Genomic DNA, 10,047 nt, shown 5'->3' with positions numbered 1-10,047 from the left:
GGCCTCTGCGGCCCGGGCCGGGGGGGCCCGCGGGCGCGGGTGGGGGCGCCGCGGGCCACCACCCCCCCGGGCCCCTCGCCGCCGGGCGCCCCCCCCGGGGGGCCCCCCCCCACGTCCGGGTGAACGGTCGGTCCGATGATCAGTCGTGCGTAACCGACCACCCGCACCGCTCGTTGGCCAATGTGCAAGCCGCCACCACGCGTACGGTCAAGCCGAATTGCGACCCGTCACCCGATGGAGTGGCTTTGGCCCGCCGGGGCAACCGTCCGGCAGGCCGGGGTGTCGACAACGACGAAGGGAGGTGTGGCCCGTGACGGCAAACGTGCTGGAGCACCGACGGGCGAAGGCCTTCGCCGAGGCGCTGGAGGCCCACCAGGCAGAGCAAGGCGGCACGGCCGACGCCGAATCGGCCAACACCGCTACCACTGGCCAGAGTTCCGCCGCGATGGCCGAACTGGTCGGCCTGGCGGGCGCGTTGGGCACACTGCCCGGCCCGGCACTCGACCCGGAGGTACGGACCGTCCAACGCGCCCAGCTGATGGCCGCGTTCGAGCAGGCCTTCGCCGGCGGACCGGGCGCCGCGGTGCCCCGCCAGCGCCGGCACCGCGCGGTCCGAACGGCCCCGCGCGGCCGCTGGAGCCGCCGCTTCGCGATCGGCGGCCTCGTCGCCGGCCTCGCCGTCGGCAGCCTCGCGGGCGCCGCCGCCGCCAGCACCAGTGCCCTCCCGGGGGACACGCTGTACGGCATGAAGCGCGGCCTCGAAGGACTCCGGCTCGACCTGGCGGGCTCCGACTCCGAGCGCGGCGAACTGCTCCTCGACAACGCCGCGACCCGGCTCAAGGAGGCCAAGAGCCTGGTGGGCCGCACCGACGGGGCGGGCGCACTCAGCCCGGGCACCGTCGACCAGGTCCGCCGCGCACTGGACGACATGCACGCCGACGCCATCAAGGGCCGCGACCTGCTGCGCTCGGTCTACCGGAGCAACGGCTCGCTCGACCCGATGCGGACACTGGCCGGCTTCGCCCACGACGAGGACGGTCGCTGGACCGAGCTGGAGGGGCGACTGCCCTCCCAACTCACGCCGCAGGCCCACCTGGTGAACCAGCTCTTCGACGACATAAGCGAGGACGTCGCGCCCCTGCGCCTGGCCCAGCCCACCGCCCCCGGCGGTGCACCGGCCGACGCGGGAGCGGGCGGCGACACCGCCGGCCCGAACCCCGGTGGCACCGGCCCGGCGCCGTCGGGCGCCACCGGCACCGCACCGGGCGCACCCGCCCAGGGCGGCAGCACCGGCACGGCCGGCGGCAACCGGCCCGGCGGCACCGAGCACCCCTCGGTCGGCGCCGGGACGCTCCTGCCCGGCGGCACCGGCGCCAAGGGCAACGGCCTGACCGGGAGCCTGCCCAGCAGCGCTCCCGACGCCGTCAACGGGCTGGTGGGCAACCTCACCAACGGGCTCACCGGCGCCAAGCAGCAGCCCTCGCCCAGCACCGACGCGGCGCCCGGCGGCCAGTCGCAGCAGCAGCCGACCGCCACGCCCAGCGCCGCCACCGGCGGCCAGCAGCAGAGCGTCGACGTGCCCCCGCTCATCCCGGGGCTGCTGCCCGGGCTGCGGATCCTCGGCGGCTGACGCACCGGGCCGGCACACGACGGTCGAGGGCCCGGCGGGGCGAACCCGCCGGGCCCTCGGCCGTCGTCCTGGCGTCGGAAGAGCCACAGCGCCGCAAGGGGCCACAGCGCCAGGGGAACCGGGCTAGAAGAACACCGAGCGCCGCTGCACCAGCAGCTTGTAGAGCGTGTGCTGGATGGTCTCCCGCACCTCGTCCGCCAGGTCGAAGACCAGCATCGGATCGTCCGCCGCCTCGGCCGGGTACCCGTCGGTGGCGATCGGCTCGCCGAACTGGATCGTCCACTTCGTCGGCAGCGGCACCGCGCCGAGCGGGCCCAGCCACGGGAACGTCGGCGTGATCGGCACGTACGGCAGGCCCAGCAGCCGGGCCAGCGTCTTCAGGTTGCCGATCATCGGGTACGTCTCCTCCGCCCCGACGATCGAGCACGGCACGATCGGCACCCCCGCCCGCAGCGCCGAGGAGACGAACCCGCCGCGCCCGAAGCGCTGGAGCTTGTACCGCTCGGCGAACGGCTTGCCGATGCCCTTGAAGCCCTCCGGCCACACCCCGACGACCTCGCCGCGCTCCAGCAGCGCCTGGGCGTCCTCGTTGCAGGCGAGCGTGTGGCCGGCCTTGCGGGCCAGCTCGTTGACGCCCGGCAGCACGAACACGAGGTCCGCGGCGAGCATCCGCAGGTGGCGGTGGTTCGGGTGGTGGTCGTGGATGGCGACCTGGGTCATCAGGGCGTCCAGCGGGATCGTCCCGGAGTGGTTGGCGACGATCAGCGCGCCGCCCTCGGCCGGGATGTGCTCGACGCCGCGCACCTCGATCCGGAAGTACTTCTCGGCCAGCGGGCGCAGCAGCCCGAGCAGGACCTCCTCGGTGAGCTCCTGGTCGAAGCCGAACTCGTCCACCTCGTAGTCGCCGGTGAGGCGGCGGCGCAGGAAGGCCAGCCGCTCGGCGGCCCGGCCCTCCCAGCCCTTGCCGAACAGCCGGGCCGCGGCCGGGCCGAGCTGCCCGGACAGCGCGCCGCCGACGGCCCCGGCGAGCCGGTCGGCGAGGGCCGGGTGGTCGGGGTCCGGGGAGGTCCAGCTGGGGGCGGACTCGATCGGGATGACCTTGGCCTCGCCCGGCGCGTTCTCTGCTGCGGCACTCATGGCGGGTTCAGCTCCTCGGTCGGGTGGGGCGGTCGGTGCGGTCGCGATCTGCGCGGTCGCGGTCGGAGCGGTCGCGGTCGGCGGGGCCCGCTTCGGGGCCGAGCAGCCCGGTCAGCCGGTCGGTGACGGCGGCGAGCCGTTCGGGCGGCAGGAGGCCGGGGCCCCGGGCGGCGGCGAAGTCGGCGAAGGCCTCCGGGGTGGTGAAGGCCGGGCGGTAGCCGAAGGTCTCCCGCAGCCGGGTGGTGTCCACGACGCGCCCGTGGGTGAGCAGCCGCAGCTGCTCGGCCGAGACGTCCACCAGGCGGGTCTGCCGGGCCAGGCCGGCCATCCAGCTGACCGCGGGCAGCAGCAGCGGGAGGGTGGGCCGGCCGAGCCGGCGGGCGCACTGGGAGAGCAGCAGGACGCCGTCCCCCGCCACGTTGAAGGTGCCGGTGTTGACGGTGCCCGGCGCGGGCTCGCCGGCGGCCCGGCAGAGCACGGCGACGGCGTCGTCCTCGTGCACGAACTGGAGCCGCGGGTCGTAGCCGAGGACGGTCGGCAGCACCGGCAGCGCGAAGTACTCGCTCAGCGGGGTGTCGGCGGCGGGGCCGACGATGTTGGCGAAGCGCAGCACCGTCACCGCGACGTCGGGCCGGCGGCGGGCGAAGCCGCGGACGTAGCCCTCGACCTCGGCGGCGTCCTTGGCGAAGCCCCCGCCGGGCGGGTTCTTCGGCTGGATCCGTTCGGTGAACACGGCCGGGTCGCGCGGGGCCGAGCCGTAGACGCCGGTGGTCGACTTCACCACCAGCCGCCGCACGCCCGGCGCCTTCTGGCAGGCGCCCAGCAGCTGCATGGTGCCGATCACGTTGGACTCCTTCACCGCGGAGCGGTTGGTGGAGCCCAGCCCGGTGGCGGAGACGCTGAGGTGCACGACGGTGTCGACCCCGTGCTCGGCGATCACCCGGGCGACCGCCGGGCGGCGCAGGTCGAGCTGGTGGACGCGGTAGGGCGCGGCCGGACCGTCCGGGTCCTCGACCGGGCGACCGGGCGGCTGCACGTCGACGCCGACCACCAGGTCGACGTCGGGCCGGCGGCGGACCTCGGCGACGAAGCGGGCCCCGAGCTGCCGGGCCACACCCGTGACGAGCACGACGACGCCCACAGTGCTCCACCCCAATCCTCGACCCGAGCGGCCTGCGTGCACCGTACCGCGCCGCCGCGACGGGCCGTGAAACGACACCGCCCGCCCAGCCCACGAGGGGCCCGGGCGGGCGGTGGTAGCGCGCGGCGCGCAGGGCGCGTCCGGGGGCGCTTACTTCTTGTTGCGACGCTGAACGCGCGTGCGCTTCAGAAGCTTGCGGTGCTTCTTCTTGGCCATACGCTTGCGACGCTTCTTGATGACAGAGCCCACGGAACAACCCTCGCTCACTGAGACTCTCGTCCGTGAGAGACGGAGTCCATACGACTGACGTGAGGGCCTAGCCTACCGTCCGGTTGCCCGGGGCTGTAAATCGCGCCCCCGTCCGCCGGGGAACACGCGGGAAATCCGTGGCAAACGGGTGCGGAGCCCACCGTGGTGAGCCCCGCACCCGCGCGCCCCGTCCTACGCGCTTTCGAGCCGCACGTAGGACTCCTTGAGGTACTCGTGCACCGCCTGCTGGGGCACCCGGAAGGACCGTCCGACCCGGATGGCCGGCAGCTCTCCGCTGTGCACCAGGCGGTACACCGTCATCTTGGACACCCGCATGACCGCGGCAACCTCCGCCACGGTCAGGAAGACGACTTCCTGCAGGGGGCGTTCGCCGGAACTCATGACCATCACCCGACCCTTAACCCGTGTGCAAGGCACCGGCTTCCCCTCCGGTGACTCCACCGGCACACGTGTATCCCCAGAGTAGTTATGGGTGGTACCAGTGGGAAGAGGGAGAAGCGCAGTCCTCGTACGGTGAGAGATAGTCCTGTTGCAGTACGTAGTCACTCGGCGGTTCGTAGCAGTGGGCGTGCGCACCGCCACCGCGCGGGGCGTCCGGGGCGCCGGTTTCAGGCCAGCAGGCCGTGGTGGGGGAAGACGGCGCGACGGCTGGCGAGGATCGCCTGGTCCAGGCGGTCGGCCGGATCGTATCCCGCGTCGAAGTCGCGCCACACCGGGCGGGCGCCGTCGGTCATGCGCAGCGGGGCGGGGCGGCGGGTGCGGCGGTAGACCTCGGCGCGCCACGGTTCGGGGGTCTCGGTGGCCGGGTCGACGGGGTGGCCGGCGGCGGTGGCGACGAGGTGGGTCCAGGTCCGCGGGACGACGTCCACGACGGCGTAGCCGCCCCCGCCGGTGGCGACCCAGCGGCCGCCGGCGTGGCGGTGGGCGAGGTCGTGCAGGTCCTCGGCGATCAGCCGCTGGGCGTCGACGGTGACGGCGAGGTGGGCGAGCGGGTCCTCCAGGTGGGTGTCCGCGCCGTGCTGGGTGACCAGGACGTCCGGGCGGAAGGCGGCGAGGAGTTCGGGCACCAGGGCGTGGAAGGCGCGCAGCCAGCCGGCGTCGCCGGTGCCGGCCGGGAGCGGCAGGTTGGCGGCGCCGCCGGGGGCGTCGGGGCCGCCGGTCTCGGTCGGGAAGCCGGTCTGCGGGAAGAGCGTGGCGGGGTGTTCGTGGAGCGAGATCGTGAGCACCCGGGGGTCGTTCCAGAAGGCCTGCTGGACGCCGTCGCCGTGGTGGACGTCGACGTCGACGTACGCGACGCGCTCGGCGCCGAGTTCGAGCAGGCGGGCGATGGCGAGCGCCGGGTCGTTGTAGATGCAGAAGCCGGAGGCCTTGGCGGGCATGGCGTGGTGCAGTCCGCCGGCGAAGTTGACGGCGTGCGGGGCGTCGCCGCGCCAGACCGCCTCGGCGGCGGCGACGGACTGGCCCGCGATCAGGGCGGAGGCCGAATGGATCGCCGGGAAGGCCCAGTTGTCGTCGGTGCCGAGCCCGTGCCGGACGTCGTGCCGGTCGGGGTTGGCGGCGGCGTGCTTGACGGCCTCGACGTACTCGCGGGTGTGCACCAGCTGGAGCGTCGAATCCCCGGCCGGGGGCGCCGCCTTGACGGTCACGCCGGGCGCGGTGGCCAGTCCGAGGGCCTCGACGAGGCGCATGGTGAGGGCCAGCCGGGTCGGGTCCATCGGGTGGCCGGGGCCGAAGTCGTAGGCGGTGACGGCCTCGTCCCAGAAGAGGTGCAGGCCGCAGGGGAGGTCACGCTCGGCTTCGGGCATGGCCTCCACCGTAGTGGGTGGCGGTCCGCGGGCGGCCGCCGGGCCGGGGCGAGTCCCGGGGGCCGGGGTTCAAACCCGTACGGGAAAGGCGGCTTGAAGCGGAAGGTCAGGAGCGGTCGCCGGCCGGGGCCGCGGCGGTGGCGGCGGTGCGTGCGGGGGGCGTCGCGCGGGCGGGCCGGCGGCCGGCGAGGCGGCAGCCGAGGCAGTCGGGGTGGCCGTGCCGGCCGGCCGGGTCGGGGGTGCGCCAGTGCCGCTGCCCGGGCGGTCGCGGGCCGGTGGGCTTGCCCCGGCCGGCGACGTGGAGCAGCCAGGCGGCCACCGCCCCGAGGGCGACGACCAGGCCGCCGGCCCAGAGGCCGGGGACCGAGCCGGCCACGAGGGCCACGCCCGCGACCGCGGAGCCGAGGATCACGACGACGGAGCCGGTCCAGCCCGCGACGGTGTGTCCCATGTCGTGTTCGCCGTGTGCGCCCATGTCTCCTCTTTTGGTGTGATGGACGGGTTCGCCGGGGCTCGACCCCGACAGACGTTTTATCTCACGAGATAAGTTACTTAGATGCTAAGGAGATCCCGGGTGAAGGGCAAGCCGCGCCCCCAGGCGTCGCCCGAGCAGGCGCTCTACGCGATGGACCGGATGATCGCGCTCGCGCAGTTCGGGCAGCAGGACATCGCCGCGCGGCTCGGGCTCAACGTGACCGACCTGACCTGCCTCGGCTTCGTCATCGAGGCCGCCCTGGCCGGTGAGGCGCTCGCCGCCGGCGACCTGGCCGAGCGCGCCCAGCTGACCACCGGCGCCGTCACCGGCGTGCTCAACCGGCTGGAGAAGGCCGGGTACGCGCACCGGGAGGCCGACCCGGCCGACCGCCGCCGGGTGCGGGTGGTGATGGCCGACGACGCGCAGGCGCGCATCCTCCAGGTCTACGGGCCGTTCTACGAGCGCGTCGGCGCCCTGTTCGCCGACTACACGCCGGACGAGGTCGCCGTCCTGACCGACTGGTTCACCCGCGCCCGCGCGATCCTGCGGGAGTCCCTGGACGAGATCCGCGCCGAGTGAGACGCCGAGTGAGACGCGGGGCGGGTGCCCGGGGTCTGAATACAGGCTCTACGCCTCGGCGGGCGCCAGGGCGGCGGGCGCCGGGGCGAAGCGGTCGGCCAGCGGGAGGACGGCGAGCACCAGCACCATCGGGGCGAGCAGCGCCCAGCGGTACGAGCTGCCGTCCGCGATCGCGCCGACCAGCGGCGAGCCGATCAGGAAACCCACGTAGTTGAAGAGGTTGAGCCGGGCCACCGCGGCGTCCGAGTCGGCCGGGAACAGCCGCCCGCCGGCCGCGAACACCTGCGGGATGATCGCGCAGATGCCGAAGCCGAGCAGCGTGAACCCGGCGATGCCCGCCCACGCCGCGGGCGCCGCGGCGGCGGCCGCGAAGCCGAGGGCCGCCAGCGCCGCGCCGCCGCGGACCACCGGGACGGCGCCCCAGCGCTGCACCGCGCGGTCGCCGAGGGCGCGGCCGAGCAGCATCGCCACCATGTAGCCGAGGTAGGACAGCTTGGCGACGTCCTCGGGGCTGCCCAGCCCGTCGGTCAGGTACTTGACGCTGTAGTTGGAGACCGAGGCGTCCGCGATGTACGCGAAGGCCATCGCCAGGCACAGCGGAAGCAGCGGCCGCCACGGGATCGAGCGGGCGGCGGCCTCCGCTGCCTCCCGGACGGCGTCGCCGAGTTCGGCGGGCCCGGCGAAGCGGGTGCCGACCAGGACGGCGAGCGGGGCGATCACCGCGGCCGCGGTGCCGAACAGCAGCGGCAGCCCGAGGTCGTAGTGCGAGCCGAGGCCGGCGACGGCCGCGCCGAGGATGCCGCCGAGGCTGAACGCGGCGTGGAAGCCGATCATGATCGAGCGGCCGTAGCGGTGCTGGAGCCCCACCCCGAGCATGTTCATACTGGCGTCCAACGCTCCCACCAGCAGCCCGAACGCCCCCAGCGCGATGGCGAGTTGCCACAGCTCGTCGCCGAGCCCGACGCCCGCGAGGCTGAGGCAGAGGCCCGGCTGGACGACCCGCAGGACGGCCCGCGCGCCGGTGCGCTTCACCAGCTGTTCGGAGGTGATCGAGCCGACGCCCGCGAGGATCGGCACGGCGGCCAGGAACACCGGCAGCAGCCCGTCGCTCAGCCCGTACCGGTGCTGGATCTCCGGGATGCAGGTGACCAGCAGCGCGAACGTCGTGCCCTGGAGCAGGAAGCTCAGGGCCAGGGCGGCGCGGCCGGCCCGCAGGCGGGACGGGACCCCGGCACTCGACGGGAACGCAGGACTCATGCGGGAACCTCGCTACCGGCCGGTACGACGATGTTGGCGAGAGCGTAGGTGCCCGGGAGGACTTTGGGGAGAGGGTGCGCAGCGCTTTCCGCGCTCAGCCCAGCAGCGCGGGCACCTCGGCGAGGTCGGCGATCAGCCCGGTGGCCCCGGCGGCCGTCAGCTTGGCCGGATCGGTGAGCGCGGTGTAGCCGTACACGTCCATGCCGGCGGCGCGGGCGGCCAGCACGCCATTGGGGCTGTCCTCCAGCACCAGGCAGCGCGAGGGGTCGACACCGAGGGTGCGGGCGGCGTGCAGGAACAGGTCGGGCGCGGGCTTGCCGACGCCGACGTCCTGCGCGCTGAAGATCCGCTCCTCGGCGAAGTGCCCGCGCAGGCCGGTGACGTCGAGCGCGGTGCGGATCCACGCGTGGTGGGCGGAGGAGGCCAGGCAGTACGGGACGGCACGCCGCTGGAGCTCCTTCAGCAGCGCCTCCGCGCCCCGGACGGCGGTGAGTTCGGCGCCGAACGCGTCGAAGACCCGGCCGTGGAAGAGCTCGTCGAAGCCCTCGGGCAGCGTCGCGCCGTCGTACCGCTCGGCGATCACGTCGTGGATGCGGTGGGCGGCACAGCCCATGAATTCCCGGTAGCTGTCCTCGATCGTCGTCGGGTGGCCGAGTTCGGTCAGGTACTCGGCCAGCACCCGGTTGGAGAGCGGTTCGCTGTCCACCAGGACGCCGTCGTTGTCGAAGATCACCAGGTCGTAGGCCATGCCGCCGAGCCTAACCGGACGGACGTTCGAGGCGGTTACTTCCCCCCGGAGGCCAGCTCGCGCGAGCGGTCCCGGGCCGCCTCCAGGGCGCCCAGCAGCGCGGCCCGCACCCCGTGGTTCTCCAGCTCGCGGATGGCCGCGATGGTGGTGCCGGCCGGGGACGTGACGGCCTCGCGCAGCTTCACCGGGTGCTCGCCGGAATCGCGCAGCATCACCGAGGCGCCGATCGCGGACTGGACGATCAGGTCGTGCGCCACCTGCCGGGGCAGGCCGAGCAGGATGCCGGCGTCCGTCATCGCCTCGACGAGGAAGTAGAAGTAGGCCGGGCCGGAGCCGGAGAGCGCGGTGGCCGCGTCCTGCTGGCTCTCGGGCAGGCGCAGCGCCTTGCCGACCGAGCTGAAGATCTCCTCGGCGCGCACCAGGTGCTCCTCGGTGGCGTGCGAGCCGCCCGAGATGACGCTCATCCCCTCGTCCACCAGGACGGGCGTGTTGGGCATCACCCGGACCACCGGGGTGCCGGCCGCCAGCCGCTCCTCGAACCACGCGGTGGGCACGCCGGCCGCGGCCGAGATGACCAGCCGGTCCGGGCTGACGTGCGGCGCGAGCTCCTCCAGCAGGGTGCCCATGTCCTGCGGCTTGACGGCGAGGATCAGGGTGTCGGCGAGCTTGGCGGCCTCGGCGTTGGAGACGGCCACGACGCCGTGGCGGTCGGCCAGTTCGGCGGCGCGCTCGGGGCGGCGGGCGGTCACCAGGACGTCCGCCGGGTCCTTGCCGGCCCGCAGCAGACCGGAGAGCAGGGCCTCCCCGATCTTGCCGGTGCCCAGGAAGGCGATCTTCTGTCCGTGCGCTGCGCTGCCGCCCATGGCCGCTCCTAACCTCGGTACTGCTGCCATCCTCGCACCGCGCGGCAGCCCCCGGCGGGACCGTCCGGCCTGTGGTCCCTTACGGAGAAACTCGGGGGTTTCCCCTATGGCCCCGGGGCGTCCGCAGGAGCACCGTGGGGGT

Annotated in this window: 11 protein-coding genes; 2 read left to right on the top strand and 9 right to left on the bottom strand. The window is 74.4% G+C overall.

What is annotated here, in order from left to right; genetic code table 11:
- Positions 1-310 precede the first annotated feature (310 nt).
- Positions 311-1,630 carry a DUF5667 domain-containing protein gene (locus tag ACFVU9_RS35415; protein ID WP_387600657.1) on the top strand — a complete coding sequence of 440 codons (1,320 nt, stop codon included), beginning with the start codon at positions 311-313 and terminating at the stop codon, positions 1,628-1,630.
- 123 nt (positions 1,631-1,753) lie between these two features.
- On the opposite strand, the gene ACFVU9_RS35410 is transcribed toward ACFVU9_RS35415, so the two are convergent.
- The 6 genes from ACFVU9_RS35410 to ACFVU9_RS35385 all read right to left on the bottom strand — a co-directional run bounded on the left by ACFVU9_RS35410 (position 1,754) and on the right by ACFVU9_RS35385 (position 6,458).
- Positions 1,754-2,767 (bottom strand): lysophospholipid acyltransferase family protein, encoded by a 1,014-nt coding sequence (locus ACFVU9_RS35410; RefSeq protein ID WP_387600654.1) that lies wholly within the window; start codon positions 2,765-2,767, stop codon positions 1,754-1,756.
- Positions 2,768-2,774: 7 nt separating this feature from the next.
- Complete coding sequence (locus ACFVU9_RS35405) at positions 2,775-3,908, bottom strand: NAD-dependent epimerase/dehydratase family protein (protein WP_387600651.1); 1,134 nt, start codon at positions 3,906-3,908, stop codon at positions 2,775-2,777.
- Positions 3,909-4,058: 150 nt separating this feature from the next.
- Positions 4,059-4,157: a 30S ribosomal protein bS22 gene (locus ACFVU9_RS35400; RefSeq protein WP_003948845.1), complete on the bottom strand. Its 99-nt coding sequence runs from the start codon at positions 4,155-4,157 to the stop codon at positions 4,059-4,061.
- A gap of 192 nt (positions 4,158-4,349) precedes the next feature.
- A complete protein-coding gene (locus tag ACFVU9_RS35395) occupies positions 4,350-4,559 on the bottom strand; it encodes a helix-turn-helix domain-containing protein (protein WP_148644250.1) in 210 nt (69 codons plus the stop codon).
- A 227-nt stretch (positions 4,560-4,786) separates the two neighbouring features.
- The gene (locus ACFVU9_RS35390; RefSeq protein ID WP_387600647.1) at positions 4,787-5,983 is read right to left on the bottom strand and encodes an acetoin utilization protein AcuC; all 1,197 of its coding nucleotides are present in this window, start codon (positions 5,981-5,983) and stop codon (positions 4,787-4,789) included.
- Positions 5,984-6,089: 106 nt separating this feature from the next.
- Positions 6,090-6,458 (bottom strand): HGxxPAAW family protein, encoded by a 369-nt coding sequence (locus ACFVU9_RS35385; RefSeq protein WP_387600644.1) that lies wholly within the window; start codon positions 6,456-6,458, stop codon positions 6,090-6,092.
- 99 nt (positions 6,459-6,557) lie between these two features.
- Here ACFVU9_RS35385 and ACFVU9_RS35380 point away from each other — a divergent pair, with 99 nt between their 5' ends.
- Positions 6,558-7,037: a MarR family transcriptional regulator gene (locus tag ACFVU9_RS35380; protein WP_380446795.1), complete on the top strand. Its 480-nt coding sequence runs from the start codon at positions 6,558-6,560 to the stop codon at positions 7,035-7,037.
- A gap of 48 nt (positions 7,038-7,085) precedes the next feature.
- Here ACFVU9_RS35380 and ACFVU9_RS35375 read toward each other — a convergent pair whose 3' ends face one another.
- From ACFVU9_RS35375 to proC, 3 genes are all read right to left on the bottom strand, one after another.
- Complete coding sequence (locus tag ACFVU9_RS35375; protein WP_387600640.1) at positions 7,086-8,294, bottom strand: MFS transporter; 1,209 nt, start codon at positions 8,292-8,294, stop codon at positions 7,086-7,088.
- Positions 8,295-8,388: 94 nt separating this feature from the next.
- Positions 8,389-9,042 (bottom strand): HAD family hydrolase, encoded by a 654-nt coding sequence (locus tag ACFVU9_RS35370; protein ID WP_387600637.1) that lies wholly within the window; start codon positions 9,040-9,042, stop codon positions 8,389-8,391.
- Positions 9,043-9,077: 35 nt separating this feature from the next.
- Positions 9,078-9,905 carry a pyrroline-5-carboxylate reductase gene (gene proC / locus ACFVU9_RS35365; protein WP_380446802.1) on the bottom strand — a complete coding sequence of 276 codons (828 nt, stop codon included), beginning with the start codon at positions 9,903-9,905 and terminating at the stop codon, positions 9,078-9,080.
- Positions 9,906-10,047: the final 142 nt, after the last annotated feature.

The sequence above is a fragment of the Kitasatospora sp. NPDC057936 genome (assembly GCF_042887525.1).
In the GTDB taxonomy this organism is placed as follows: Bacteria; Actinomycetota; Actinomycetes; order Streptomycetales; family Streptomycetaceae; genus Kitasatospora.
Note: the sequence above shows the minus strand (reverse complement) of the source record. Positions and strands in the feature narration are given on the sequence as shown.

Excerpts from the sequence above, each read along its gene's own strand:
- ACFVU9_RS35385 (WP_387600644.1), bottom strand. The coding sequence starts at position 6,458 with ATGGGCGCACACGGCGAACACGACATGGGACACACCGTCGCGGGCTGG.
- proC (WP_380446802.1), bottom strand. The coding sequence starts at position 9,905 with ATGGGCGGCAGCGCAGCGCACGGACAGAAGATCGCCTTCCTGGGCACC.
- ACFVU9_RS35370 (WP_387600637.1), bottom strand. The coding sequence starts at position 9,042 with ATGGCCTACGACCTGGTGATCTTCGACAACGACGGCGTCCTGGTGGAC.
- ACFVU9_RS35375 (WP_387600640.1), bottom strand. The coding sequence starts at position 8,294 with ATGAGTCCTGCGTTCCCGTCGAGTGCCGGGGTCCCGTCCCGCCTGCGG.
- ACFVU9_RS35410 (WP_387600654.1), bottom strand. The coding sequence starts at position 2,767 with ATGAGTGCCGCAGCAGAGAACGCGCCGGGCGAGGCCAAGGTCATCCCG.
- ACFVU9_RS35395 (WP_148644250.1), bottom strand. The coding sequence starts at position 4,559 with ATGAGTTCCGGCGAACGCCCCCTGCAGGAAGTCGTCTTCCTGACCGTG.
- ACFVU9_RS35390 (WP_387600647.1), bottom strand. The coding sequence starts at position 5,983 with ATGCCCGAAGCCGAGCGTGACCTCCCCTGCGGCCTGCACCTCTTCTGG.